This is a genomic window from Halomonas heilongjiangensis, from assembly GCF_002879645.1.
Classification (GTDB): domain Bacteria; phylum Pseudomonadota; class Gammaproteobacteria; order Pseudomonadales; family Halomonadaceae; genus Halomonas; species Halomonas heilongjiangensis.
In genome coordinates, this window is sequence record NZ_PNRE01000036.1 from 159,246 (window position 1) to 184,841 (window position 25,596).

General features: G+C 64.3%; 23 protein-coding genes. 1 reads left to right on the top strand and 22 read right to left on the bottom strand.

Features of this window, described 5'->3' with window-relative positions:
• Nucleotides 1–29 precede the first annotated feature (29 nt).
• The 14 genes from C1H66_RS08510 to C1H66_RS22585 all read right to left on the bottom strand — a co-directional run bounded on the left by C1H66_RS08510 (nucleotide 30) and on the right by C1H66_RS22585 (nucleotide 9,881).
• A complete protein-coding gene (locus C1H66_RS08510; protein WP_102627458.1) occupies nucleotides 30–653 on the bottom strand; it encodes a LolA family protein in 624 nt (207 codons plus the stop codon).
• A 78-nt stretch (nucleotides 654–731) separates the two neighbouring features.
• Nucleotides 732–1,781 (bottom strand): EscU/YscU/HrcU family type III secretion system export apparatus switch protein, encoded by a 1,050-nt coding sequence (locus C1H66_RS08515; RefSeq protein ID WP_102627459.1) that lies wholly within the window; start codon nucleotides 1,779–1,781, stop codon nucleotides 732–734.
• 27 nt (nucleotides 1,782–1,808) lie between these two features.
• Entirely contained in the window at nucleotides 1,809–2,627 is an 819-nt protein-coding gene (gene sctT / locus C1H66_RS08520) for a type III secretion system export apparatus subunit SctT (protein ID WP_102627460.1), read from the bottom strand.
• Nucleotides 2,628–2,635: 8 nt separating this feature from the next.
• Complete coding sequence (gene sctS, locus C1H66_RS08525; RefSeq protein ID WP_102627461.1) at nucleotides 2,636–2,905, bottom strand: type III secretion system export apparatus subunit SctS; 270 nt, start codon at nucleotides 2,903–2,905, stop codon at nucleotides 2,636–2,638.
• A gap of 9 nt (nucleotides 2,906–2,914) precedes the next feature.
• Nucleotides 2,915–3,571 (bottom strand): type III secretion system export apparatus subunit SctR, encoded by a 657-nt coding sequence (gene sctR / locus C1H66_RS08530; protein WP_102627462.1) that lies wholly within the window; start codon nucleotides 3,569–3,571, stop codon nucleotides 2,915–2,917.
• On the bottom strand, nucleotides 3,564–4,682 hold the full coding sequence (sctQ, locus tag C1H66_RS08535) for a type III secretion system cytoplasmic ring protein SctQ (protein WP_102627463.1): 1,119 nt from the start codon (nucleotides 4,680–4,682) through the stop codon (nucleotides 3,564–3,566). Before sctQ ends, sctR begins: the two co-directional genes overlap by 8 nt.
• Nucleotides 4,682–5,158, bottom strand: a complete 477-nt coding sequence (locus tag C1H66_RS08540; RefSeq protein WP_102627464.1) for a hypothetical protein — start codon at nucleotides 5,156–5,158, stop codon at nucleotides 4,682–4,684. Before C1H66_RS08540 ends, sctQ begins: the two co-directional genes overlap by 1 nt.
• Nucleotides 5,155–6,492 carry a FliI/YscN family ATPase gene (locus C1H66_RS08545; protein ID WP_102627465.1) on the bottom strand — a complete coding sequence of 446 codons (1,338 nt, stop codon included), beginning with the start codon at nucleotides 6,490–6,492 and terminating at the stop codon, nucleotides 5,155–5,157. Before C1H66_RS08545 ends, C1H66_RS08540 begins: the two co-directional genes overlap by 4 nt.
• Nucleotides 6,489–7,085, bottom strand: a complete 597-nt coding sequence (gene sctL / locus C1H66_RS08550) for a type III secretion system stator protein SctL (RefSeq protein ID WP_102627466.1) — start codon at nucleotides 7,083–7,085, stop codon at nucleotides 6,489–6,491. Before sctL ends, C1H66_RS08545 begins: the two co-directional genes overlap by 4 nt.
• Nucleotides 7,042–7,761: a hypothetical protein gene (locus tag C1H66_RS23030; protein ID WP_205738643.1), complete on the bottom strand. Its 720-nt coding sequence runs from the start codon at nucleotides 7,759–7,761 to the stop codon at nucleotides 7,042–7,044. The genes sctL and C1H66_RS23030 overlap by 44 nt, the downstream gene beginning before the upstream one ends.
• The gene (gene sctJ / locus C1H66_RS08560) at nucleotides 7,758–8,558 is read right to left on the bottom strand and encodes a type III secretion system inner membrane ring lipoprotein SctJ (RefSeq protein ID WP_102627467.1); all 801 of its coding nucleotides are present in this window, start codon (nucleotides 8,556–8,558) and stop codon (nucleotides 7,758–7,760) included. Before sctJ ends, C1H66_RS23030 begins: the two co-directional genes overlap by 4 nt.
• A gap of 3 nt (nucleotides 8,559–8,561) precedes the next feature.
• Nucleotides 8,562–8,978, bottom strand: a complete 417-nt coding sequence (locus C1H66_RS08565) for a hypothetical protein (protein ID WP_146010699.1) — start codon at nucleotides 8,976–8,978, stop codon at nucleotides 8,562–8,564.
• A 78-nt stretch (nucleotides 8,979–9,056) separates the two neighbouring features.
• Entirely contained in the window at nucleotides 9,057–9,239 is a 183-nt protein-coding gene (locus tag C1H66_RS08570; RefSeq protein WP_102627469.1) for a hypothetical protein, read from the bottom strand.
• A 24-nt stretch (nucleotides 9,240–9,263) separates the two neighbouring features.
• Nucleotides 9,264–9,881 carry a hypothetical protein gene (locus C1H66_RS22585; protein ID WP_146010700.1) on the bottom strand — a complete coding sequence of 206 codons (618 nt, stop codon included), beginning with the start codon at nucleotides 9,879–9,881 and terminating at the stop codon, nucleotides 9,264–9,266.
• A gap of 271 nt (nucleotides 9,882–10,152) precedes the next feature.
• On the opposite strand from C1H66_RS22585, the gene C1H66_RS08585 reads away from it, so the two are divergent.
• Entirely contained in the window at nucleotides 10,153–10,932 is a 780-nt protein-coding gene (locus C1H66_RS08585) for a tetratricopeptide repeat protein (RefSeq protein WP_146010701.1), read from the top strand.
• 55 nt (nucleotides 10,933–10,987) lie between these two features.
• Here the strand turns inward: C1H66_RS08585 and C1H66_RS08590 are convergent, their stop codons facing one another.
• The 8 genes from C1H66_RS08590 to C1H66_RS08625 form a co-directional block, all read right to left on the bottom strand.
• Nucleotides 10,988–11,416 carry a hypothetical protein gene (locus C1H66_RS08590; RefSeq protein WP_102627473.1) on the bottom strand — a complete coding sequence of 143 codons (429 nt, stop codon included), beginning with the start codon at nucleotides 11,414–11,416 and terminating at the stop codon, nucleotides 10,988–10,990.
• 17 nt (nucleotides 11,417–11,433) lie between these two features.
• On the bottom strand, nucleotides 11,434–12,795 hold the full coding sequence (locus C1H66_RS08595; RefSeq protein ID WP_240618253.1) for a type II and III secretion system protein family protein: 1,362 nt from the start codon (nucleotides 12,793–12,795) through the stop codon (nucleotides 11,434–11,436).
• A 47-nt stretch (nucleotides 12,796–12,842) separates the two neighbouring features.
• Nucleotides 12,843–15,026 carry a type III secretion system export apparatus subunit SctV gene (gene sctV / locus C1H66_RS08600; RefSeq protein WP_102627474.1) on the bottom strand — a complete coding sequence of 728 codons (2,184 nt, stop codon included), beginning with the start codon at nucleotides 15,024–15,026 and terminating at the stop codon, nucleotides 12,843–12,845.
• Nucleotides 15,023–15,355, bottom strand: a complete 333-nt coding sequence (locus C1H66_RS08605) for a tetratricopeptide repeat protein (RefSeq protein ID WP_102627475.1) — start codon at nucleotides 15,353–15,355, stop codon at nucleotides 15,023–15,025. The genes sctV and C1H66_RS08605 overlap by 4 nt, the downstream gene beginning before the upstream one ends.
• Nucleotides 15,355–15,750, bottom strand: a complete 396-nt coding sequence (locus C1H66_RS08610; RefSeq protein WP_102627476.1) for a hypothetical protein — start codon at nucleotides 15,748–15,750, stop codon at nucleotides 15,355–15,357. Before C1H66_RS08610 ends, C1H66_RS08605 begins: the two co-directional genes overlap by 1 nt.
• Nucleotides 15,751–15,763: 13 nt before the next feature.
• Nucleotides 15,764–17,032: a SctD/MshK family protein gene (locus C1H66_RS08615; RefSeq protein WP_102627477.1), complete on the bottom strand. Its 1,269-nt coding sequence runs from the start codon at nucleotides 17,030–17,032 to the stop codon at nucleotides 15,764–15,766.
• Nucleotides 17,033–17,172: 140 nt separating this feature from the next.
• Nucleotides 17,173–17,370, bottom strand: a complete 198-nt coding sequence (locus C1H66_RS08620; protein ID WP_102627478.1) for a hypothetical protein — start codon at nucleotides 17,368–17,370, stop codon at nucleotides 17,173–17,175.
• A 608-nt stretch (nucleotides 17,371–17,978) separates the two neighbouring features.
• The gene (locus tag C1H66_RS08625) at nucleotides 17,979–25,505 is read right to left on the bottom strand and encodes a hypothetical protein (protein WP_146010702.1); all 7,527 of its coding nucleotides are present in this window, start codon (nucleotides 25,503–25,505) and stop codon (nucleotides 17,979–17,981) included.
• Nucleotides 25,506–25,596: the final 91 nt, after the last annotated feature.

Here is a 25,596-nt window from a genome sequence, read left to right on the forward strand (position 1 = left end):
GGGTCCTTGCGTGCGCTCACGACCAGCGCTCAGGGCGAGAAGAAGTCCTCCGGCAGGTCGGGGTCGATGGCGAGCTCCTCCAGCCGCACCCTCTCGATCACGCTCCCCAGCCGGTCGAAGCTGATGACCTTGAGCGGGAACAGGGTCTCGTCGTCGAGCCACAGCTCGTAACGGGCGACCTCGCCCACCCGATGGCCCTCCTCGCCCTGCACGACCAGATGCTGGCTGCGCCGGTCATCGACCACGGCGCCGCCCAGGTGATGCAGTTCCCCCTGCTGCTGCAGTCGCTGCACGTTGCGCAGCAGGGTGCCCACGTCCGACTCGTCCACCCGGTGCCCTCGGGCGCTGCGTACCAGGGGGTTGAGGGGGCTGAGGGACAGGCCGGCACGTCGCTCGGGGGAGCCGAAGGGCCAGAGCCGGACCCGTCGGGTCTCGGGGCTGTAGATCAGCACGGCCCCGCGGTAGGGCGTGACCATGTCCATGCGGATGAACCCGGGGCGACGATAGCTGTAGCGGATGACCTCCTCGCCACGCCGCCCCTCGCTGCGCACGGTCAACTGGTAGGCAGGCACCCGCTCGAAATGCGACAGGGCCGCCGACAAGGGATCGGACTCCAGGCCGAGCGCGACCACCATCAACAGTTCCGGCAACATACCTCCCCTCCACCTGGCCAGGCGCTGACTCGCCTGCTCTCAGCTTAGCAGCATGGAGCCCCGCGACATCGTCACGGGCTAGATGAGCCCGGCCGCGACCAGCACGTCGGCCACCGGCTGGAAGGTGTCGTCGGGGATCGCCTCGCCGTTGGCGGCGCGCCTGGCGATCCTCGCCGCCAGTTCGCGCTCGTCGACCACCGGCACGCCGTGCCTGGCGGCGTCCTCGAGCATCGCCGTGGACTGCTCCGGATCCGCCTGGCAGGCCACCACGGGCACGGGCGTTTCGCCGCTCACGTAGCGCAGGCCCACCAGCCAGTCGCCGGCGGCGCCGAGCATGATCGATGCATGCTGCATGCCCGTGCGGGCAGAGCCGGCCTGCATGTCGCGGCGCCGCTTCTGGCGTGCCCGGCGAATTTCCGGGTCGCCCTCCATGTCCTTGCGCTCGCGCTTGTGCTCGGTCCGGGTCATGCGCTGATCGCGCCGGAACAGCCAGCGCTGCATCTGCACGTCGATCAAGCCGACGATGAGAAAGGCAACCAGCGCGGTGATGATCAATGGCCGGAGCAGCGCCACGAGGATGCCCTCCAGGCAGCCGAAGCCGCAGCGGGGCGAATCCATCAGCGCCTGCAGCCCCAGCCGATAGACGACCACGAAGGCCACGGCCAGCGAGCCCATCTTGATCAGCGACTTGATGAATTCGATGATGCCGCGGGCCGAGAAGATGCGCTTGGCGCCTTCGGCCGGGTTGATGCGTTCGAATTTCGGCTTGACCGGATCGGCCGAGAACAGCATGCCGCGCATGATGACGATGTTGGTCAACACGACCGCCACGATGGTGATGACGATCAGCGGCAGCACCGCACGCACCACGATCTCCGAGCCCAGCCCCAGCAGGCGCGGCCACAGGGTATCGAAGGGCTCGTGATAGAGCCGGGTCGTGGTATTGATCAGGTTGCGCACCCGGTCCTCGATGTCGCCGGCGGCGCTGGCGAGATAGAGCGTGCAGCCGAGCATGGTCATGGCGGTGACCATGTCGGAGCTCTTGTCCACCTGCCCCTTCCGGCGCGCATCGCGCAGTTTCTTCTCCGATGGCGGCAGCGATTTCTCTTCGCTGGGCTTGTCGCTCATGGCGGATGCCTCCTTTGTGCCGGGGGATCACGACCTCGTACGAATCAGCGCTTCGAGACGCTGGTAGTCGTCGCCCAACGCCCCCAGTTCGCTGAACATCTGCGGCACCAGGAACACGATGTAGAGCAGCATCAGAAAGGTGAACAGCAGGTTCTTGATCGCCAGCGACAGCGAGAACACGTGAAGGTTGGGCGCCATCCGCGCCAGGTAGGCAAGCATCAGATCGGCGACCAGGATGGCGATGACCAGGGGCGCGACCATCAGCACCCCGACGCGCATCACCTGGTCCAGCAGGCCCAGCACGGCCAGCGCGGCCCGGGTTTCCAGCACCGGGACGAAGGCCTCCACCGGCCATAGCGCATAGCTGCGGTAGAAGCCATCGAGCATGACCATGAAGCCACCGGTCACGAAGAACAGCGCCACCAGCGTGACGACCAGCAGCGTGCTGGTCACGCCGGATTCGGTGCTGCCCATCGGGTCGAGCAGTTGCCCCATGGTCGAGGCTCGCTGCAGGTCGACCAGTTCGCCGGCGACCTCCGCCGCCCAGAACGGGATGCCGAACACCAGGCCGATGATCGCGCCGATCAGCAGTTCCTTGATCAGGAGGGCGGCGATGGTGAAACTCGAAAGGGAATCCATCGACGATAGCGTGGCGAAGATCGGCACCATCATCGGCAGCGAGATGGTCACGGCGACGGCGGTGCGGATCAGGCCGGTCAGGCCGAGACGGTTGAACGCCGGGGTGATCAGGATCACGCCCATCGCCCGGGCCATGCCGATGGCCGCGGCGGCGAGCAGCGGATAGACCAGCTCGGTGAGAAAACGGACGATCTCGTCGAACACCATGCCGGAACCTAACGCGACCAGACGGCGAAGTTGTCCAGCACCTGGTCGGTCAGGTTGACCAGCTGGCCGGCGAGCAGTGGCCCCGCCACGATCAGCACCAGCATCACCACGATGACCTTGATCGACTGCGGCAGGGACTGGTCCTGGATCTGTGTCAGCGCCTGCAGCAGGCCGATGCCGAAACCGATCACGATCGCGGCCAGCAGCGCCGGTGCCGACAGCAGCAGCACCGTCCACAGGGCGTTGTTCATCAACGTCAGAAAGATGTCATCCGTCATCGGCTACTACTACCCCCCATAGCTGAGAATCAGGCCATGCATCAGCCGCGACCAGCCGTCGACGGCGACGAACAGCAAGATCTTCAACGGCACCGAGATCAGCGGGGGGGCCACCATCACCATGCCCATCGCCATCAGCACATTGGCCACGATCAGGTCGATGACCAGAAACGGGATGTAGATGAGGAAACCGATCTCGAAGGCGCGAGCGAGCTCGGAGGTGACGAAGGCCGGCATCAGCACCACCAGGTCGTCGCTCTCGAGGTTCTCGCGCGCCTGCTCCGACCAGATGTTCTGGGTGGCATCGATGAAGAAGGCGCGCTCGCGTTCGTTGGCATAGAGCGAGAGATAGTCCTGCAACGGTTCGCGCAGCAGCGCGCCGGTTGCACGAATGTCCTCCACGTTCTCCAGCTCGCCGGTGTGGCTCTCGAACTGGTAGACCATCTCGCCGACCAGGGGGGTGGTGATGTACACGGTCAGCACCAGGGCGATGCCGTACAGCACCAGGTTGGGCGGCGTCTGCTGGATGCCCAGCGCATTGCGGATCAGAAACAGCACCACGGCGATCTTGAGGAACGAGGTCATGGTGACGACCGCCAGTGGCAACAGGCCCAGCGAGGCGACAACGATGATCATCCCGATCAGGTTGGGCTCGAAGTCACTCATCACTGGACAGCCTCACGATCTGCACGCCCAGGCTGTCGCCGATCTCCACCAGCCGGCCGCGCCCCATGTGCCGGCCGTTGACCACGATATCCACGGCGTTCTCCGCCGGCCGCGACAGCGGCAGCACGCTGCCCTGGTCCAGTTCGCGGAACTCGCCGAGGGAGAGTTCCAGGCGGCCCAGCTCGCACACCAGGCGTACCGGCAGGCGGTCCAGGGTCGCCGTATCCAGACGTGGCGGTGCCGGTTTCCGAGGGTCGTCTTCCATGTCGTCACTCCTCCTCTGGGGGTTGTCGTTGTTCGCGGGCGCCGGAGACGCGTCGAGGTCGCCGCCGTGCCAGGCGGCCGGTGGCACGGCCAGGTGAAGACCGCCGCGTTGCTCGGCCACCCGGATCATCAGGCGACCGGCAACCGCCACCGCCATCTCCGGTCGCTCGAGCAGCACCACGTCGCCGGGCGTGAGACTGCGCAACTCGGCCAGCGCCAGGTCCTGGTAGCCGGCGATCCATTGCAGCGGCAGCGGCAGCGCCGAGCAGGACGTCGGTGTGCACGGGCAGTGCTCATCGAGCAGTGGCAGCAGGGTCCGGGCGGTGGCGACGCCCAGCGACAGCGACAGGCGACAGGCCTGGCCGTCGACCTCCAGGCGCAGCGGCAGACGAATGGGCAGCCCGGCCTCGGACTCGGGGGCATCGCCGAGCAACCGGATCGGCTGGCCCAGATGCTCCTCCAGGGGCTCGATCCACTCCAGCAGGGCGTACTCCAGCCACAGCGCCCGTTGGTCGGGCGTGCACTCCGACAGCGAGCGGTGCAGCGCCAGATGTGCCGTCAGCACCGCCAGGCTCTCGTGAGCAACGTGCAGCACGGCTGGCGCTTCACCGATGCTTGCCGCGATCGCGATCCACGGGGATACCGGCTCGGCCCCCTTGTCGAGTCGCACCAGCAGCTCACGCTCGCCAAGGGGCAGCGTCAACGCCAGGCGGGGGCGATTCAGGGCGTTCAGCGTGTCGACGAGCTGCGGGTCCAGGCTCGGCAGCCGTGGAGGCACGGCGCCGGCCGGGAAATCCGCTGGGACATGCTGCCGCTCATCGTCGCGCGGCACCTCGAGCTCCACCATCACTTTCCTCCCCGGGGTGCGTCGTCCTCGATATCCAGTTCCTGGCGCCCTTCCGCGGCGATGTGGTCGGCATGGCGGTGACGCTCCAGCAGGGTGCCAAGGGCTTGCCTGGCACGGGTCCGGCGGACCCACTCGCTGGCACACCGCTCGCGTTCGGCGAGTTGCCGGCGATGCTCGAGGTCGGCGGCGCGTCGGGCCTCGGTCAATTCGGCCTGGCGCCGGTAGTGATCGTCGATGGCCTGCCGCGCCTGTTCCAGCTCCTGTGCCGACAGGGTCGTGCCCTGCATGGCGTCGAACCACTCGCGCTCGAGGCGATCGAAGTCGCTGCGCTCCCGGGCCAGGTCGCCGTCCAGGCTGTCGATGCGCCGCGCCTCGGCCTGACAGCGGTGGTGCTGCTCCTGCAGGGCGGCCTGGGCCAGGCGTTCGCGACGCTCGCGCAACATCATCAGTCGTTCGAGGCGCTGGCGGTCGCTCATGACAGGAGCTCGCTCATGCGTCGCTGGGTCTCCTCGAAATCGCTGTGCTCCGCGCCGTCCTGGCGCAGGAAGGCCTCGATGGCGGCGTGCTTGCTGACCGCTTCGTCGGTGCGGGCATCGCTGCCTTCGCGGTATTCGCCGACCTGCAGCAACAGCTCGACATCGCGGTAGCGGGCCAGCAGGTCGCGTATCCGGCTGGCGTTCCGGCGCTGTTCGCTCGAGGTGACGGTATCCATCAGGCGGCTGCGGCTGGCGAGCACGTCGATGGCCGGGAAGTGGTCGCGTCGGGCCAGGTCGGCGCTGAGCATGATGTGGCCGTCGAGGATGGCACGGGTCTCCTCGGCCACCGGGTCGAGGGTGCCGTCGCCCTCGGTGAGCACGGTATAGAGCGCCGTGATGCTGCCGGTGGCACCCGGCCCCGCGCGTTCCAGCAGACGCGGCAGGGCCGCGAAGAACGAGGGCGGGTAGCCCCGCCGGGTCGGCGGCTCGCCGGCGGCCAGACCGATCTCGCGCTGGGCGCGGGCGAAGCGGGTGATGCTGTCGACCAGCAGCAGGACGTCGCGCCCCTGGTCGCGAAAGTATTCCGCCACGCTGGTAGCGACCATGGCGGCCCGGGCCCGCTCGATGGCCGGGCGATCGGAAGTGGCCACCACACAGACCGTGCGCCGGCGTGCCTTGGCATCCAGTTGCACGTCCAGCAGCTCGCGCACTTCGCGGCCACGCTCACCGATCAGCCCCAGCACGATGACATCCGCCTCGCTACCGCACACGATGGCGGACAGCAGCGACGACTTGCCGACCCCCGGTTCACCGAAGATCCCCACGCGCTGGCCCTTGGCCACGGTCATCAGCCCATCGATGGCGCGAATGCCCAACGCCAGCGGGTGCTGGATCAATTGTCGCGACAACGGCATGGGCGGCTCGGCATGGACGGGATAGGCGCTCAAGGTGCCGACATCGACCCCCGGGGCAGCATCGACGAACGCTCCCAGCGGGCTGATCACCCGGCCGAGCAGCGCTTCCCCCACCGGCACCCCCTGGGGGCCGCCGGTGGCGATGACCTCGGCGCGGGTCGACATGCCCTGCAGATCGCCGATCGGCGACAGGATGGCGTCCTCGTCCTCGAAGCCGATCACCTCGGCGGCCACATGGCGGCCGCTCAGCGGGTCGCGCAGGTAGCACAGCTCGCCGATGCCGGTGCCATCGACGCTGGCATGCACCAGCAAGCCGCGGATGCGGCGTACGCGACCGTGCACCGGGCGCAGTTCGGCCTCGGCCAGGCGCTCGCCCAGGCGCGGCAGCAGCGAGTCGAAATCGATCTCGGGGGCGCTCATCGACGCGGCTCCGTCCTGGTCATCAGCGCACGGCGCAGGGTCGTCAGCTGAGAGTCGAGCCCGACGTCGACCACCGCGACCGGGCTGACCAGCAGGCACTGCCCGGGGCCTAACTGGGCATCGCCCTCGACCCGATAGGCCGGGCCATCGGGTGCGCCCGGCACGGCGGCCAGCAGCGCTTCGACATCCGCCACTCGCTCTGGGGCGACGCGAACGGTCACGTTCATGTCATGGCGATACTCGCACAGCGCCTGGCGCACGCAGCGGCCGATCAGTTCGGCATCGTCGAACTCGCCCAGGATGCGGCGCACCATCTGCAGGCAGAGCTCGGCCATCGATCGATCGAGGCCGCCCAGGTAGCGCGTCACGCGTTGCGTGGTCTGTGCCAGCAGTTCGGCCGCCTGGGCTTCGCCCTCGCGGCGCCCCTCCTCGAAACCATCGGCATAGGCAGTGGCGGTGGTACGGCGCGTCTCGGCGTCGATCTCGCTGGCACGCGCCCTGGCGCGTTCGAGGAAGGCGTAGCCGTCTATCCATGCCTGCGCTTCGCCGTTACGCAGAATCGTCTTGCTCGGACGTGTCGGTAGCTCGTTCATGGTGTGATTCCCTGGGCTCGATATCGGCGAGGATGGCCGCGGCACGGCGGGTAATGGGGACGCCCCGTGCCTGAATGTCCGGCGTCATGCCGGCGTCACTCGTTTCCAGGTCGCAGGCCAGTCCCAGGCGTAGCCAGGCGACGAGCTCTGCCGGCTGACTCGACAGCCATGCCGCGACACAGGCCGAGCCATCGCGACGGACGGCAAGGGCGAGCGCATCATCGTCGGCGAAGGTGGCGCCGGAGATCGCCAATTCCCGGTTGGCCAGTGCAGCGGCAAAGGCGGCCTCGCCGAAACGCTCCTTGAGGGCGACCACCCGCGGTGCACGTATCTCCCGAACGAAGGCCATGGCGTGGCAGATCATGCCGCAGTAGTGCACCAGGGTGTCACCGGCATCGGATGGCAGCCGCAGCAGTGTCAGATCGGACGCCCCTGGCACGGGCAGCGACTCGGGAGGCGGCAAGTCATGCCGTCGGATCAACAACTGCAGCAAGCGCCGCTGGAAGCGGGGATGACCTGCCAGGCTGTCCATGGTGGCGTCGTCGGCGATATCGCCCAGGCAGTCGCGCAGCCATCGCGGTGCGATGCAGCGTGCCGGTGAGTCGAGGAAGGCCGGCCTCCGGGGGCTGCCGCCGGCGGATCGCCCAGGGCGCAAGACGCGAGAAGTGGAGCTCATGGCGGGGTTTCCAGTTCATAGGTATCCCGTCGGCGTCTTTGCCAGGCCATCCAGCCCAGGGCACCGGCCAGTCCCAGCACCAGTACGATGAGGATGCCGAAGATCCATCCGGCACGCCCCACACTCGTGGCCGGCATGGCGATGCCCAGAAAGGAGCTCGTCGACGGTGCGACGTCGACCCGGGATTCCAGCCGCATGGCAGCGACCGGCACCACCGAGACATTGTCGTAGGCGAGCCCCGAGATGCCATTGGCGACCAGCGTCTTGATCCGCGGGATCAAGGGGCCGACGTCGAGTTCCGGGGCATGACGAACGAACACCGATGCCGACGACGGCGTGCTGTTCTGGCGCATCAGGTCGTTCTCGGGCAACACCACGTGCACCCTGGCCGAGAGCACACCGTCGACCTGGGAGACCGTATGCGACAGCTCCTCGCTGAGCGCATAGATCATCTGAGCCCGTTCCTGTACCGGCGATGACACCAGGCTGTTGTTCTGGAAGACCTCACCGAGGTTGGTGAACCTCTCCTGGGGCAGGCCGAGGCGGTCGAGGATCTCGACCGCCTCGGCGAAGCTGTCCTCGTCGACGGTGACGGTCATGCGCCCCTCATCCTCGGCCACCCGCTTGGCAGGAATGCCATGCCGCGCCAGGGTCGCCACCATGACGTTGGCTTCACGCTCGCTCAGGCCGGTATAGAGTTCGGCATCGCAGGCCTGCAGCAGCAGGGCAGCGACGATGATCAGCAGCAGCCTGGCGGCCTGGGAGCGTGGTGCCCGGGTCCGATCCGTAGAGAACAAGGCTCATTGTCCCCGCAGCAAGGTCGTGCAGGCCCCTGACACCTGGGAAGCACAGGACGAGATCAGTCGCGCCTCGACCGCATGATCGAACATGGCGCCGAACGATTCGATCATGCGGTCGAACTGGGGGTCACCCAAGCCGCTGGCCTCCTCGCTGCGCATGCCTTCGCCATCGGCAATGGACGGTGGTGCACCGGCGTCTCCGCCGACCCTGCCGGAGAAGTTCTGTACCCGTTCGATAGTGCCTTCCAGCTTGCTCATGAGGTTGCCGCCCAGCTCGGCAGGCGTCACGGCCTGCAGCGTCGCGCCGGATGTGCTCGCCATGTGTTCGAACAGATTCTGCGAGGCCAGGGCCCCGAGATCGGGGCCACTGGCCGACGCCGGCATCGGGCCTGCGCCTATCGCTGTCGTGGGGGTCATCTCGCTCCCTCCCTCGCTGCCATCATGGGAAGTGCGGCGTCACCCGTTGGATCACACCGCACGCGACCAGGCGAAGATTCAGCCTTCGTCCTTGAGCATGTCCCCGGCGTAGCCCAACAGGTGAGATGCCGCCAAGGAGCCAACGGCCTCGCCGACGATCTCCGTCACTCTGGCATTGTCGACCGCCGCATCGAAGGCCTGCTGATCGGACCCCGCGACGTCGTTGGGTCCCGGAGTACCGGTGGGTTCGATAGTCGCCATGTCACTTCTCCTTATGCAGTTCACTCATTCGGCGACCGAGGTTTCCGTCGCCGTTCCTCCACGAAATACCCGGACCCCGGAAGGGCCTCTCGGGGCCGGTTGCCTCAGGCGCTCGACGTGCCGTGCCACACTGTCGATCCAGGGCTCGGGTCCCCAGGCCTGCAGTGTCGAGTCGCCGTTTATCAATCTTGCTCTCAGGGGGTTACCGATACGGGCGCGGTCGATCTCTTCCATCAGGCGCTGCGAATCGATCCCCTCCAGGTCGAAGCGACGCTGGGCCATCTCCTGGCGAGTGGTGACATGCAGGGCGCCACCATCGAAGAACCAGGCCAGACCATTCGAGGCACTGACCTGCTCGAGAAATTCCTCGACACTTCCGGAGCGGATATCACCACGCACGCGCCCTCTTACCTCACGAGAAATCTCCACGGGCATGGACAGGTTGTGGCCCAGTTCCTTCAATACGTCGCGAACATCCTGATCGATGATGACATAGCGATACTCACGATCCTGCCACTCGTCACCGAGCCATCCTGCGTCATCGCTGGCTGAAGTATCCGTTGACCAGACGAAACTGACGACGGATGTCATGATGATAAAACCGATGAGACGCAACCATCTTCCGAGACGCTTGCGTGGCATCCCCCCGGCCCAGGACATACCCAAGCCAACCTCGGAAGGGAGACTGGATACCCGTCGTCCTTCCGTGCCATTGCCGATCTCGATATTTTCACCACCCGATGTATCAAGGAGAGAAGGTTTCGAATAATATCGCGATGAATCATCACGCCATTGCTGCAGCCACCGCGTTACGTCATGCAATGAAGTCCTTGATGCGGCACAGGCATACCCGACTCGTCCTTGCCCGTGATTCCAAGGACCCCGAAGAGCCCGGAAGAAGGAGAACCCGACAGTGAGACGTCCCCATTTACGCCTTTCTCTCCTGCTGTCCTGCGTGGCATTGGCTGCCTGCACGACCACCGGCCCGCGAGGGGAGGAAGCCCGGTTGCTCGGCCTGGCAGATGACATCAACCAGCGCGGCGACCATGCGACTGCCGCCGCCATGTACGAGCGAGCCCTGGAAATGTCGGATGACTCCCCCGACATCCACGTTCGGCTCGGCAAGGCACGCCTCGCCGCCGGTAACGCGGAGGCCGCCAAGGAGGCGTTCCGTACTGCGCTCACTCTCGACATCGAGAACGCGGAGGCGCTGCTGGGACTGGGCACGGCCCAGCTCCAGCTCGGTGAAGTCGAGGGCGCAGCACGCAACCTGCAGAAGGCAGCCCCCGAACTCGATACCCGGCAGGCATGGAGCCGACTGGGCGTCGCCCACGCCTTGCTGGGCCAGGGAGAGGCCGCACAGCACGCTTTCGCCGAGGCCGTGACCCTGGCCCCCCGGGACCCCGACACCCTCACCAACCTGGCACTGGCACACTCGCTGGCCGGGGAGAGCGCCGCGGCCGTCACGCTGATGCAGCGGGTCAGTGATTCGCCACTGGCCGAGCAGCGCCACTTCCGTAACCTGATCCTGGTGCTGGTACTGGCCCAGGACCTGGAGCTTGCGGCAAGCGCCACGATCCCGGACATGCCCGACGCGCTCCGCCAGTCGCTGATCGAGCGTGCCCAGCGCATCGGCGAGATCCCCGACCCTGTCGAGCGAGCCCGCGCCATGGGGCTGGCGATGGCCAGGTGACCCTCGCCGCCGGCGCCATGGGCGCCGGCCCCCGGGCGGAAGAGGCCCCAGGCGCTCACAGATCCCCCGTGGTGGCACTTCTGCCGGTGGCGCTGCGCGCCTCCGACTCGAGCTGAACGCGGCGGTTGTTGGCCTGCTCACGCCCGTCCAGGCGCTCGCGGGCCGCCGCGGCGACCGGCGCCGCCGACGCGGGCCCCATCTCGCGCCCATGCAGCAGATCGTCGGGACGCTCGACCATGCGTTGCAGGTTGAGATCGTTGGCGCAACCGGATGGCAAGGTCACGATGCCGGTCTGGTCGGGTTGCGCTCGACAGGTATTGGGGACGATCGCCAGGCGCTGGGCGGCGTCGCCATCCGCGGGATCCACCGCGACCTGCCGGTAACCCGTCTCCCAGGAGATCGGGCCGAGTGACGATGCGCAGCCGCCCAGCAGCATCGACAGGGGGATGACTCGCCACCAGGCTGTGCGGAAGGCATGCTTCATGTTCTTCACTCCCCCGTTCATTGCAGATGAAACCCGAAGGGGTCATCCCGCTCCACCTGGTAGGTGGTGCGAGTGTCGAGTCGGCCGTCGTCACCGGTGACCCTTGCCTGGTCCAGCGGCGTACGCGGTGCCGGCGACGAGCTCGGCTCGACGATGTAGGGCGTGATCAGGATCACCAGCTCGGTTTCGTTGCGCTGGAAGCGGCGCGAGCGAAACAGGTTGCCGAGGATCGGGATGTCCCCCAGCACGGGGATGCGTTCGACATTGTTGAAGGTGTCACGCTGGAACAGGCCGGCGATGGCGAAGGTCTGGCCGCTACCGACTTCGACCAGGGTGTCGGCGCGGCGTACCTGCAACCCCGGCACGCTGAGGCCGCCGATCTCGACGCTGCTGCCGGTCAGGCTGCTCACCTCGGGACGTACCTGCAGCGAGATGCGGTCGTTGGGCAGCAGCGCCGGCGTGAACAGCAGCGAGACGCCGAATTGCTTGTACTCGATGCCGACCAGGTCGCGGCTGACCGGCACCGGGATGGGGATCTCGCCACCGGCCAGGAAACTGGCCGTCTCACCGGTGACGGCAGTGATATTGGGCTCGGCCAGGATCTGCAGCAGGTCGTTTTCCTGCAGGGCCTGGAGCAGGCCGTCGACGCTGTCGGCTCCCGCCCCGAGGGTGCCGAAGGTGTTGCCGGCCTGGGAGCCGGGGAAGACGCCGAGCGAAAAGGAACCGTTGTTGATCAGCGCGCTCCAGCTGACGCCATATTGCAGCAGTTCCTCGCGAGACACCTCGGCAAAGCGCACGCGAAGGTTGATCTGGGTGCCACCCTCGTAGGTGGTATTGTCCAGTGTCCCGCCCGCTTCCGGCGCGTGACTCTCGAGGGTGGACTGCGTGGCGATGGCACTGGAGACATCCTGGCCGTCGCCTTCTGCCACCAGTTGATTGCCGGCCATGCGCAGGCGGATCGGGGCATCGGCCCCCGCCCCGCGCAGCGCCTGGTGGGCAACCCGGGCGCTGTCGCGCACCTGCAGACGCATCGAGGCCTGGGTGCGATCGTCGTCACTCAGCACGATCAGGTTGGTATCGCCCTGACTCTTGCCGAACAGGTAGAGGACGCCCTGCGACACGACCTGCACGTCGGCCACCTCGGGATCGGCCACGAAGACCGAGGCCGCCGCTTCGCTGAACCGCAAGATACGCCCCTGCCCGGTTTCCAGGGTCAGGCCCTGCTCGTCACCGGTATCGACATCCGTCTGGGCATGGCCGGGCAACGCCAGCAGCATCAGGAGGGGCGCCAGCAGCAGTGCCGCCAGGGGCGAGAGATGACGCTCCAGCGCCGCGTAGCCGAAAAGCGCTCTGGATATCGAGAAGGTTGCTGCCGTCACAGGGGCTGCTCCATGCACAGGGGGTGGATTGTCATTGATCGACACACTCATTCGGCCTTGCCTTTGGGGGAACTCGTCGCTTCATGGGGGCCGGTGCGTGACTGCGCCTGCGGCAACCGCACCTGTGCCAGTGACTGCAGGTTGAATTCCGGCGCCACTTCCGGCCAGGCGATGACCGGCAGGTCCAGCTCATGGCGCCTCGACCATTGCTGCAGCGCCGGCCGTACGTCGGCGGAGGCGATCACGACGGGGGCCATGTCATCGTCCAGCTTGTCCAGCCGCTGCTGAAACCACTGGCTCAGCGAGCGGGACAGTGTCACCGGGAGCCCTCCGCTCCGGGGGATGCCATCACCATCGCGTTGTGATGCGCGGATGGCCTCCTCGAGTTGGCGGGTCACCACCCAGGCCGGCAGCACACGGTCCGCTCGTGCGAAGCGATGGCAGATCTGACGAGCCAGGGCGGTACGGATGCGCTCGGCCAGGCGCGGTACGCTCTGCTCCTGCGGCCCCCAGGTCACCATCGCCTCCAGGATGGTGCGCAGTGCGCGCAGGGGGATGCCCTCATCCACCAGGCGACGCAGGATGTCCGACATCTTCTGCAGCGACACCACGCGAACCGCCTCCCCCACCAGTTCCGCATAGTCCTGCTCCATGCCTGACAGCAGGGCACGTGTCTCCTGGATGCCGATGAACTCGCCGGCGTAGCGGGCCAGGATGCGCTCCAGGCAGTGACACAGCACCTGATCGACCGTCCGGTAGCCGATGCCGGCCTCATCGAGGCGCTCGAGCTCCTGGGTGGCGACCCAGTGTCCGGGGCGACGGCTCAACAACGGCGCGTGACTGACAGCTTCGACCCCGAGCAACTCCAGGTGTACGGGATCGTCGTCGAGCAGGGCACGGTCGACGGGTATCTCGCCCTTCATGATCGGCACTTCATCGAGCTCGATGCCGAAGTGATGCGCTTCCAGCGCCGCATCGACACGCAGGCCGACGCTCGGCATGTCGATGCCCAGGTCTTCACCTGCCCGGCGTCGCGCCTCGTCGAGCCCCTGGCGGAGAGTATCGAGTACCAGCGCCTCGGCCAGCGACGTGGCCAGCGACAGCACCACCCGGTGCCGTTTCGCCGGGGCAGCCTCCGACGTGGTACCGGGCTCCGGTGATGCCGCCGTCGAGGGAGAAGAGGAAGGCGCCTCTCCCGCCGCCTCCACCAGCGGCGCGGAGTCCGGCACCCTGTCCCCTGCGAGCCCGCGTTCACGACGACGAATCACCCAGGCGGCAAAGCCGAGCCCTGCCGCCAGACTCAGGAAGACCGTGGAGGTGAAGCCCGGGATGAAGGCGACGAAGAACAGGATCACGGCGGTCAATCCCAGTGCCCGTGAGTTCCTGCCGAGCTGGCCGACGATCTCGCTGCCGAGGTCGCCGCTGTGGTCGGAACTGACCCGCGTCACCACCGTGCCGGCGCCGACGGCGATCAGCAGTGCCGGGATCTGGGCGATGAGCCCGTCCCCGACGGTCAGCAGCGAATAGGTGTTCACCGCCTCGCCGAACGACATGTCGCGCTTGACCATGCCGATCGATAGCCCGCCGACCAGGTTGACGCACAGGATCACCAGGCCCGCGATGGCATCGCCCTTGACGAACTTCATGGCGCCGTCCATGGCCCCGTAGAGCTGGCTTTCCTGTTCCAGGCGCTTGCGCTTGGCATGCGCCTGAGCCTGGTCGATGTCGCCATTGCGCAGATCATTGTCGATGCTCATCTGCTTGCCCGGCATGGCATCCAGGATGAAGCGGGCGGCCACCTCGGCGACGCGCTCAGCGCCCTTGGTGATCACCAGGAACTGGGCCACGGTGATGATCAGGAAGACCACCAGGCCGATCACCACCTCACCGGCAATGACGAAGTTGCCGAACGCCGAGACGATCTGACCCGCATCCCCCTCGAGCAGGATCAGCCGCGTGGTGGTGATCGACAGCGCCAGGCGAAACAGCGTGGCCAGCAGGATGATCGGTGGCAGCGACGAGTATTCGACCGGATGGGTGATATAGAACGCCACGATCAGGATCAGCAGGCTGAAACCGATGTTGAGGCCGATCAGGGCATCCACCAGGGCGGTCGGTAACGGGATGATCATCATGATGACCGCCAGCACGATGAAGATGGCGATCACCACGTCGCTGCGTTGCGCAGCGCGTTGGGCGATGAGATTGAGCTTGGTGAAGGCGCCGTTCATGCGTCGCCCCGACGCTGCAGGTACTCACGAAAGCAGAGTCGGGCATCGTCCTCGCGCCCCTCGGACCAGAGTGCCCGGCTCTGCAGCAGCATCAGCGTGGGCGAGGGACCTTGCAGTTGCTCGAGGCGGTCGATCGCATTGAGTGCACGCCGCGCGTCACCGACAGCGATGAAGGCCCGGGTCAGCGTATGCAGGATGCCCGGGTGGGCAGGAGCGATGTGCGCGGCCAGCAGCAGCAACACGAGCCCACGCTTGTGGTCGCCACTCTTGGCATAGAGGTGGCCCAGCATATGCAGCAGATCTGCGGCATTGTGATCGCTATCGTTCATCAATGGCTTTCCCCGGCCTCGGCATGGCGCTCCGCCCACTCCAGCCGCTGGGTGATCTCCTCGGTGAGTACCTGGGCGGCCATCTCGGCGATGTCGACGGCAGTGTCCATCCGTGGCAGTACGTTATCGACGACGTGCTGCAGCAGTTCGATGCTGCGTTCATTGCTGTAGAGCGACGGATCGCTGGCGGTTGGCAGCGTCAACCGCTCGATCTGCTCGAGCAGCGAGCCGTGGTGCTGGCGGCGTGCCTGGCTGCTTTCCACGGCTCGAGCGAAATCGGCCTGGCGTTGCGGATCGACGGGGCGGTTGCCACCGGTGTCATCGACACGCGCCACCGACTCCGGGCTCCCGCGGAGCCGGTGGGCGTCATTGGTCCGGTCGGCAGTGACTTTCATCGGGTCCATCCCGCTAGAGCGTCAGGGAAAATTCATCGTCGCCACGGCGCACCGTGACACGGTTGTCGCCGATCTCGGCGAGCACCCAGCCCTCCTGCAATGCGGCCCCTGGATAGAGTCGCTCGCCCCGGGCGTCGATGACGTAGGGATTGTCACCGAACCACACCGCCTGGAACTGAAAGGCCGGTGCGTCGAGCGCCAGGCCCGGCCGGGCATCGCTGATCAATACCTGGCGGCTGCCGTGGTGCTGGTCGAACCAGCGCTGCACGTCGCGCCACGCATCGTATCTGTCCGGAGCGAACTCTCCGGAAACGACCAGGTGGCTACCGGCATCCTGGACCTGCAGGCTGTCGAGACCGGCTTCGGCCAGCCGTTGACTCAGTGCCTCGCCGGGCGACATGGAGGGTGCCATGAGCAACCGCGCGGCCTCGGCCGCCTCTGGGTGCAGGATGGCGGCGGAATGCAAGGCGCCGGGAGAAATGCTGGCGCCAGCCTTGCCGACACCGACGAATTGATAAGTGCCGATGAGTACCACCGCCATGCACAGCGCCGTGACGGCCGCACTACGCTTGACGAAGGTACCAGGCACAGGGCGACGGCGAGGCATCAGGCGTTCACGCCAGCGCTTCGGGACCGGAATCCTGCTCCCCTGTTCGCGGATCCACAGGGATGCTGGAGCCAGACACCTACCGAGCCAGCGGGCACCGGGGGAGACGAACCGCCTCACGCCCAGGAAAATCGGGGAAAGCGCCCGATGAATGGCATCAAGGCCGGGGGCAGCGAACCCGCCAATGGCTTGGAGAGCGGGGGGAAGCCTCTGCCTGGCCACTTGCAGCACACCAGTGGCGGACTCTCCCGTGGCGCGGCAGACACGTGTACCGATTGCCTGGATGGCTTGCACGGCCGGCGGCAAGGACAGTTCCGGCCGGGAAAGCTGCAGCCTCGCCTCACCGATATCGAGCGTCACCGGCAGCGCGGTTCGCCAGCCGGTCCCCTGCGGGAGCCGCTTGCCGTTGACCTCGATGTCTCCCCCCACGGCCTCGATGGCGACCATGCGGGCATGGAAGCGCAGGGTGGCATGCTCGGCGGCAACGGCATCGTCACTCAGCATCACGTCGGCCTGCCGCGAAGACCCGATCCGACAGACCGGCTGTTCGACGGGAATGGCGACTCCACGGTGGAGACCGTGCGTGACCTCCAGCGTCGAGAAGACGTCGGTCGTCGGTAACAGGAAGGCGCTTATCGATGTCATGAATGCGGAGGCCATGAGGACACCTGCCATCAGGAACTCATGCCACCCGTCCCCAAGGGCGAGTGACCCGTGATAGAAATATCGTGCGACCCTCGCGCACAGTGTCGGTTATTACCAACACCAGAGGCGTGATGCGGCGGGCGATGACACCACCGCCCGCCTGGACAACGTCAGTTATTCGGCCGCGCCGCCCTGGCGGTGTCGACCTCTGTGTTCCCCTCGGTCTTGACCTTGCTGACCTCCATGGACTTCTGGGCGGCCTCATCGAAGACCTTCTTCAGCTCGTTGACATCGATGCCGCCGCCACCGGAACCGCTCACCCCATCTGCACCCTGTTCCTTCCTGGGCATCAGCTTGAAAAGGGCCATGGCATATCTCCTTTACTGGCCTGTGGAATTGGAATGGAAAATTCTTCTGAACCTCTTGCCCCTATTCACAGACATCACAGCGACATCAGATCGCAGTTTCGCCAGCGGGGTTACCAACCTACGAGTTAATCATAGATAAGTAAAATGACAGTGCAATTTCCGCAAAGGAAAAACTCAAACAAAAATGTTACCAAACAGAAACCCCTGGTTTTATATTGTTATTACAATACATCACTCATCACGCAGCGTTATGCAAAAATCCATTTATAACGCTCTCCAATGAATCAGGCCGAAGCACTCTCGAAAGTCGAGTGGCGCAGACAAGGTCACGCGGAGTCGGCCTTCTACAACATCCGGCACATCCTCGAGCGCGGCGAAGCAACGATTCAACGTGATAGGCAATATCGGCATTGGAGTTCCCACCGGTGATTGTCAGCACAATCAAGACACTAATCTGCACAACATTCCCTGCCCTCAACTCGGCACATCAAACGGATAAATGAGTCAGTCGTTTGTTGGCTCGTGAACACACTAGAAATACGCCGCCCTCAGGTAATGAAGTGTTCCGAAAATCAGGACACTCACCACCGGCAGCGGCAAACAAATCTCTAGGATACCGGCAAATACACCCGATCACCGGGAAACAGGATGCTCGGGTCGATAATATGGTCCAGATTAAGCATCACCACCTGCTCGACATCATGCCCCTTGCGTACTGCTATCGCCCCCAGTGTCTGATGGGGTTCCACGGTAACTGCGGCATAACGCCCCTCATATTCGGGATTGAAACGTCCGCTTTCGCCCATGGCACCACTGGGATGCTCGGTGACGCCTTGCGCCATGGTCCAGCCGACCGGCCCCCCATCCGATCCCAGCCGCACGGGGACCCATTCGTTGCCATCGCCATCGGTGACACGGCCCCCCGTTTGCTCCAGGAAGGTCCCATGGGGGTAGTGCGTGACGACAGGCGACACGCCGACGGGGTCGGTATGCAAGGCAGTGCCTTGCCGATCGAGGACGACCAGCTGGATTTCTTCGGCCGATGGCCGGTATGTCGCCGGCTCATCAGCGAGCCCAGAGGGTACGTTATCGGCTTTCTCACCGGACGATGGCGTCTCGGGTGGTGAAAAGTCGGATGGTACATAGCCGAAAAGTTCAGGATCTATATCTTCGACTTCCGTATTAACCTGCTCTTCGAAGTGGTCCTTCATCCCCAAAGCGGCAGCGGGTATCAAGGTCCCGGTAAATCCGATCAGAGTGGCGACATCACGCTTGTTGAACTTGGCGATGCCGCTCAGGTGTGGCATGTGCGAACTGAGCCAGGAGCCGACTTTTTTCCCCACCGCGCTATCCCGGATCCACAAGCGAGTCGCTCCACCGACAAGCATGGTGTTTGTGGTGGCGTTATATCCCGTCATTGCATCCGGCGGCCAACCACTCGTCCATGCACTCGACGCCAAACCCTCGGCACCTCCGGCCACGAAGAAGGGAAGTGCTATGTCATCCACAGCGGACATGGCCGGCTTGCCCGTTGACGCTTCCTGGAAGGTTTTTGCCATATAGGCCGAGTTCCCGAACGCGTATGCCCAAGCCTGACCAGCGTCGGCCCACCCAACACCTCCGCCCGGGGGTTGCAGCTGAAAGTGCCCGCTGTCGTTGACCGTATAATTACCAACGGTGCCGGGGACATTAATCGCGAAAGTTAAGAACACCCCTCCACGCAACAGTCTTCCCCAGCCAGTATCTACGGCTGTCGCGTTGGGGAATACGGCTTGTAACCCCAGGAGAGCACCACGCACCCCATAGGCCAATGCATTCAGTGGCATCGAAATCTCAGGTGGTCCTCCCAGGGAAATTGCGCCACCGAGAGTACCCGCGCTCAGCAGCAGAAAGCGAATGGCTTTCTGATAGCTGCGCGCCGACCCCCAATTTCCCTCTCTGCCGTTATAGAGGGCAAAGGGCTGGGTGTCCTGATTGTTGGGGTTGAGCACTCCACGCAATTGGCTCGCCGATTTGTCGGTGACAAGGACATAGGCCTCATTGTCGAAGTCGCGATTCCGCAGGACTCGCCCACTCCCCGAGTCCTGAATATGGACGGTCTGGTGACCATTGCCGCCATCGCTCAGGGTATAGATGGTCGGCTGTTCGCGTCGGCTCGTCGACCAGCGGATATGCCCATCACCATCCACACGCCCACCACGCAGCACCGTCCCTTCACGCAAGACAAAATTGGTGCTGTCCAACCGGCCAGGCTGAACGAAGTGAACGTGGTGTCCCGCGGGTAAGGCCCCGTCCACCGATGCCTGATTCAATGCATCCAGATCGCCAAGCCGGTAAAGGCGAGGTAGCCCAAGGGGTGGCGTGGGATCTCCATGCCGGGCCGGCAGCTTGCCTTGGGTCAATGTCTCGGGCGCGCCCTGGTTGGGGCGCGCGGCCCGCGATGCCTGATAGCCCATGCCGACGCCGAAGAGTCCGCTGGCCAACTCTGTCAAGGCGGCGGTTTTCTCCAGCCTGGTCATGTCGTTCCAATTCGTCGCCAAATTGGCGCCGGAATAGCCCATCAGCGGAATACCGATCCCCATGGCGGCCCGATCGAGGCCGCGTGCCGTACTGAAGGCGACACCGCGACGGGTCAGCTGCTCGGCGGCTTCCTGATACATGGGGTTCTGGCTCCAGCCTTTCCCCCAGGTATTGACGGCCCCGGTACTCGTCCGTACGGCCACCCCCGCTGGGGTACCTGCCCGGGTGAGGCCGGCGACGCGGAAGGCACTCGCCCCCATGGGCAAGAAGGAGGTTATCAACATCGCCCCTTGCATAACCCCTTCCGTACTGGCCAGCGGCCGGCCATACTCATGCATCTCATGAATATTGGAAACACTGCGTGCCCCGAAGTAAGCACCTCCTGCGAAGGCGATAGGTACCGCGATTGGTGCCAATGGTGGGATGAAAGAGGCGAGAGTGGCGATGCCGGTACCGATACCGATGATGGGATCCAGCCACTGTTCGGCGACGCTCAGCTCACGAGCCTGATGCCACTCATAGGTGAGATCGCCACTGGCATCGGTCAGTCGGTTGGGGCTTTCCGGCAGAAACACATGCCCCTTATCGGACAAGTAGTTATGCTGCCGGAAATCATCGAAATTGCGATATTTGCTTCCGCTCTCGTCGACCAGCCATGTCTTGCCGTCACCATCTTCTACGGTAAACAACGCTGTATCGCGTACCCCATGGCTATCCCGATAAAGGATAGGGATGATACCAACTTCGGCGTTATCGCCTCCGATCTCGCGCAGTTGATCCTCGACAGCATCCACGAGTTCCTCGTCATCGCTGCCCAGTGCCTGATCGAGCACCTCACGCGCGTCGTCATCGTCCAACTTGATCGACTCCGGCAAGGCTTCGAGGCGATCCTCGATCGCTGTTCTTGCCACCTCAGGGTTTTCTTTATAATAATCTTCGATGATATGCCCATTTTCAGGGTCGAGCCGATCATCGAGGGAGTAATCCTGCCTTAGATGGTCGTTCCATTGCGCCGACTCTTGCAACTCTTCACGATCATTCACCACCTGTGCACGCACGTCGCTCAACTCACCGGCCTGCAGGCCATTTGCCAGATCTACCGAGTCGACTCCACTGGCCATGGCCAGCTCCATGGCCTCGCCCGATGCCTCAAATCCTGCCCGAACCAAGCCCTCTTCGGTCGTCAGCAGCGCCTCCTGACTGTCAAGCAGTTCGGTGCGCGCCTGTGTCAGGCTGCCGTGCTCACCGTTCGCCTCGAGGTATACCTCTTCCATCTGCCACGCGGCCTGGACACTCATCTCATGCTCCGCAGAGGCCCCGTCATTGAGCAGCTTCCAGGTCGATGGACGACTGGCACGGTAGTCGGATTCCACGGCGGCCAATGCCATCTCTTCGGCGGCGGTTGCACTGCTTTCACGTTGTGACCTGGCGGCTTCCAGAGCGCGCAGGGCCATCGCCACATCGGGATGGACGCTACGCTGTTCGCCAACGGTCGTCACCGGCATGGGGTCCATGATCTGCAGGCCGCCAGGGTCGAGCACCTGCTCATCGATCGTCACCAGCACGGGATCTACCCCGTCAGGCAATGCCTCGGTCAATTCCCGTGTCGTGCCAGTTCCATAACGCTCGACCTGGTCGCCATAGGCCTCCTGGGCTTCCTCGTAGGCCTGTTGTGCCGCGGCCAGAGGGTCTTCTTCTCCATCTTCCCCATGAGCCTGCCACCAGTCGGCCCACTCCCGGTCAAGACGCAATTGTTCTTCGGAACGTCCCTCCGGGGCGGTGCCCGGGGCGTAAGTCAGTGGAAAGTTGCGCGGTTCATCCTCGTCTTCATAAACATTGCGCAGATAGAGCTGACCATTGTCGCCCACGATGATGCCGGAGTCCGCCCCCATTATGGCGCCCGTCGAAATGTACTGGGCGCTAGGTCCCACTGCATCTGGATCCTTGAAGGTGAAGCCATCGGGATCGACGTGATCCGGATGCTGTTCACCGTACAGATCCTCCGCCCGTTCAGTAATGTCCTCACCGTCCTGAAGGACTTCGTGGCTGGCTTCCTTGTTCCGATATGCTTCCGCAACATCCGGGTGCACCCAGCGCATCACGCCATCGATCTCGATGCGCTCCGCCTCTTCGCCACCGGGCGTGACCGTGCCTTCGCCGTGCTCCTCGAGCTCGTCCTGATAGCGTTGTTCCAGCTCCGAAATGGGGGTATCCGCCGCTTCACGCTGCTGCTCGGCGAGCCACTCATTGACAGCGCTTTCGGCTTCGTGCCGATCCTCCATTATTCCTGCCAGGCTATCTTCTGAGCTGTAGCGATACTCCTTATATCTCGCCCAGTCATCATCGATCAGCTGTTCGGTCGGCGTCCGCCTTAATGTATCGCTTTCAGGGTCAAAGGTCAGCTGTGTTTCCAGCGGCTCATCCAGGTTCTCAAAGGTGGAAACCAGGAATAATTGACCATCGCGCTCGACGATTTCTTGGCTCTGTCGTGCACCTGAGTGCTCTTCGATCGGGTCCCCTAGCCGCTGCGGAGTGGTGTCGGTAAAGCCTTCGGGCTTGAAATGATCGGGGTGTTCCTGGCGCGCCTGATCTAAGATTCGCTCCCTCAGGTCTTCATCGATGTCCTTACCCTCGGTGAACTCCTGCCAGGCCTCGTTGGCCTCTCGCTGCGCTTGGGAGAAGTCATCAGGTATCTCTTCACCCGGTGCATAGGTGAGCGGTAGCTCCTTCGTCGTCTCCTCGAAGCCCTCGCCGTAGGTATTGATGACAATGAGCTGACCATCGCGCTCGACGACCCGCGAGTCCGTCAGTTCGCCCGATTCCCACTCATAGTCTCCCCCCTGTCCACCAGGGCGCGTCTCCGAATAGCCCTCGGGACGGAAGTACTCCGGGTTGGCTGAGCGGAAGGCCTCAAGAGCTTCCTCTTGCAGACGCGCAGGCTCCTCGCCCAGCTTCAGTTCCTGCCACTCCTCGTTGAGGCGCCGTTGTTCGTCCGACAGACCGCTTAGGTCGTCGCTATCGGGACTCAGGGTCAGTGGCTTATCCAGGGGACTATCGCGATCTGCATAGATATTGCGCAGGTAAAGCTGGCCATCTATCTCAACCACGGACTGGTGCAATAGCTCCCCGGTATGCTCTTGTTCCCCTGAGGAGTTTCTAGGGGTAGACGATGCAGTGGTCTCCTCGAACCCTTCCTCCTTGAAGTAGTCCGCGTAGTCCTCATCATTACGATAAGCCTCGAGGACATCCTCCTTGAGTCCATCGGCTTCCTCTTGCAGATCTTGGAATTCTTTCTCCGTTTCCAGGTAGTCTATCCAGGTATTGGCACTGTTCAGGCTCTCTTGGGCGTCATCCAAGCTCAGCCCTAGCTGTTCAAAATCCGGCGGCACCCAGCGCAGCCCATGCGGTGCCCACAACTCATTGATGCGCTCGATGGCAGCGTCCATGGCATCCTCGTACTCGTCATCGAGCCCATAGACCGCCAACTGCGACAGATCGCGCGTGGCTTCCGCCTCTGCCAGTCTCAGCGCCAGCCTTGCCGACTCCCGATCTTGGAGCACCTCGGCAATGGCCGAATCCACCCACTTCCATTCGCCCTGGTAGAGCATCGCGACCCAATCGCCTCCCGAGGGGGCCTCGTCACTCGGCGGCTTGCCCAGGGGATCGCCTTCTTCCGCCTCTTCGCCAGGCTTGATGACATCGCCCTCATCGCCATCTTCGCCGAGGATCTCCTCGAGCGCGTCTTCCACCGCCTGATCCTGATCCTCCAGGTCGGCTTCGAGCTCATTGAGATCCTTGAGGTTGCCCTCGTCGTCCCGCTCCGCCAGCATCTCGTCGATGACGGCCTGCAACACCCTGTCCTCGTCGGAGCCATCGGGATCGAGCTCAAGCAGTTCCTCGGCCATAGACTGCTCTTTCGTTCCCCGCTCGATCGTGATCTCCTGGTCATCTTTGTGGCGGTGCAGCGTCAGATCGCCATCCGGTGGGGTCGTCAGCGTATAACCGTTGTCGGTAACTTCTCGCGTCGTCTCTCCTTCGGCGTTGGTCGTTTCCTTGATCTCGCGGCCATTCGCCTTAGTCACTATTTCCGTGGTACTGCCACTGGGGAGTTCGGTCCGGCGCGTCTCGTTGCCGTCGGCATCGACATGCAGCGATGAATTACCGACACCCGGGCCCGAGCTATAGCTGGCAATCACTTCGCCATCTTCCGCGTCGACGATGCTGGTGGTGTATTGTTCACCGCCATTGCCCAGGGCATTGGTCTCGGACTGGATCACGTAACCCGCCGCCCGCAGTTGGGCCTCGATTTGCTCACGGGTCAGATTACGCTCCTCGGCGATCGCATCGATGCCCTGCCCAGCGGCGAGAGCCTCGGCGATGCCATCGACGCCCTCGCGGGTCGTCTCCTGTCCAGGATCAAGTGTCGTGCGCTCGCCGTCTTCATCGATGATCGTGGTGGTGGTTGCGCCATCGTCAACGGTGACTTCCTCGACCGTCACGCCATTTTGCTCGTATGTGACCGTCTCGGTCGTCTCCCCGTCGGCATCCACCTGCGTCTCGGTCTCGCGACCATCCGGCTCGGTCACCACCGTGGTGGTGCTGCCATCGGGGTGCACGGTATGGCGTACCTCGTTGCCGTCGTCATCGGTCCGCCGAGAGACCGTCGTACCGTCGGGCCCCGTCTCCTGATGGACCAGAGGCTCCCCGCTCTCTTTATCGGTGATCTCGGTGGTATTGCCTATGGCGGGGCCTTGGCCCGTCACGTCCGATTCGACATCGAACCCGGCCGCCTCGAGCTGAGCGATCAACTGGGCACGGGTCAGCCCCTGCTCCTCTGCGATCTCGTCGAGGCTCTGCCCGTCGGCGATACCTTCGACGATATCGTCGATGCCCTCGCGGGTCGTCTCCTGCCCAGGATCGAGTGTCGTGCGGTTGCCGTCTTCATCGATCACCGTCGTGGTGGTGTTACCATCGGCACCGGTGGCCTCTTCCACCACCACGCCATCTTCCTGCTCGGTGAAGTTGTATTCGGTAACGGTCTCGCCCGTCTCACCATCGACGACCTTGATCGTGGTCTCGCTGCCATCATCGGATTGCGTGGCTTCGACCTCCAAGCCACCCACCTCGAGCTGGTCGAGAACATCCTGGGGGCTGATGCCGTATTCCTCGGCGACCTGGGCGATGCTCTTGCCCTCGGCCACGTCGTCGACGATCTCCTCTGCCGCCTCCGCAGCGGCGTCCTCGTCGGTCTCGATATTGTCCACCGGCTCGACCGTGTGCACGTTCTGGAACGGGTCCTCACCTCCTTCCGGGGCATAGTTCTCCGGCATCAGGTCCGGCAACAGATATGGATCGTCCTGGTTGAGGTCCGGAAGCAGAGCCAACGATTCCAGGTATGCCGGCGAATAGACGCCATAGCCCGGGAAAGGCGTGCTGTTCGTGGCCTGAACCGGATGGAAGGTCGTATTGCCGCCGTTCCACTGCACCGGGGTGGTCACTTGTGGCGAGGAGTATTGGGGGGGGTTCGGCGGAGGCGGGGGGGGCTTGGCGGCAGCCCTTGCCACGGCCTTGGCGAAAAAGGCCGCATTGCCGGCGAGGGCGAGTTTCGGGCTCAAGCGCAATATCGCAGGTATTCTGGCCATAGCTATCTCCGTGCCTTACCGATCTCTTCCTGATGGCCGCTCACTCGACATCCTCGCCACAGGA

What these genes read in the sequence shown, in the direction of transcription:
- sctV (WP_102627474.1), bottom strand. Translation starts at nt 15,026, where the DNA reads ATGAACGGCGCCTTCACCAAGCTCAATCTCATCGCCCAACGCGCTGCG.
- sctT (WP_102627460.1), bottom strand. Translation starts at nt 2,627, where the DNA reads ATGGTGTTCGACGAGATCGTCCGTTTTCTCACCGAGCTGGTCTATCCG.
- C1H66_RS08590 (WP_102627473.1), bottom strand. Translation starts at nt 11,416, where the DNA reads ATGAAGCATGCCTTCCGCACAGCCTGGTGGCGAGTCATCCCCCTGTCG.
- C1H66_RS08570 (WP_102627469.1), bottom strand. Translation starts at nt 9,239, where the DNA reads ATGGCGACTATCGAACCCACCGGTACTCCGGGACCCAACGACGTCGCG.
- C1H66_RS08610 (WP_102627476.1), bottom strand. Translation starts at nt 15,750, where the DNA reads ATGAAAGTCACTGCCGACCGGACCAATGACGCCCACCGGCTCCGCGGG.
- C1H66_RS08510 (WP_102627458.1), bottom strand. Translation starts at nt 653, where the DNA reads ATGTTGCCGGAACTGTTGATGGTGGTCGCGCTCGGCCTGGAGTCCGAT.
- C1H66_RS08620 (WP_102627478.1), bottom strand. Translation starts at nt 17,370, where the DNA reads ATGGCCCTTTTCAAGCTGATGCCCAGGAAGGAACAGGGTGCAGATGGG.
- sctR (WP_102627462.1), bottom strand. Translation starts at nt 3,571, where the DNA reads ATGAGTGACTTCGAGCCCAACCTGATCGGGATGATCATCGTTGTCGCC.
- sctQ (WP_102627463.1), bottom strand. Translation starts at nt 4,682, where the DNA reads ATGGTGGAGCTCGAGGTGCCGCGCGACGATGAGCGGCAGCATGTCCCA.
- C1H66_RS23030 (WP_205738643.1), bottom strand. Translation starts at nt 7,761, where the DNA reads ATGAGCTCCACTTCTCGCGTCTTGCGCCCTGGGCGATCCGCCGGCGGC.
- C1H66_RS08605 (WP_102627475.1), bottom strand. Translation starts at nt 15,355, where the DNA reads ATGAACGATAGCGATCACAATGCCGCAGATCTGCTGCATATGCTGGGC.
- C1H66_RS08565 (WP_146010699.1), bottom strand. Translation starts at nt 8,978, where the DNA reads ATGACCCCCACGACAGCGATAGGCGCAGGCCCGATGCCGGCGTCGGCC.
- sctS (WP_102627461.1), bottom strand. Translation starts at nt 2,905, where the DNA reads ATGACGGATGACATCTTTCTGACGTTGATGAACAACGCCCTGTGGACG.
- C1H66_RS08545 (WP_102627465.1), bottom strand. Translation starts at nt 6,492, where the DNA reads ATGAGCGCCCCCGAGATCGATTTCGACTCGCTGCTGCCGCGCCTGGGC.
- C1H66_RS08515 (WP_102627459.1), bottom strand. Translation starts at nt 1,781, where the DNA reads ATGAGCGACAAGCCCAGCGAAGAGAAATCGCTGCCGCCATCGGAGAAG.
- sctL (WP_102627466.1), bottom strand. Translation starts at nt 7,085, where the DNA reads ATGAACGAGCTACCGACACGTCCGAGCAAGACGATTCTGCGTAACGGC.
- C1H66_RS08540 (WP_102627464.1), bottom strand. Translation starts at nt 5,158, where the DNA reads ATGAGCGACCGCCAGCGCCTCGAACGACTGATGATGTTGCGCGAGCGT.
- C1H66_RS08615 (WP_102627477.1), bottom strand. Translation starts at nt 17,032, where the DNA reads ATGGCAGGTGTCCTCATGGCCTCCGCATTCATGACATCGATAAGCGCC.
- C1H66_RS22585 (WP_146010700.1), bottom strand. Translation starts at nt 9,881, where the DNA reads ATGCCACGCAAGCGTCTCGGAAGATGGTTGCGTCTCATCGGTTTTATC.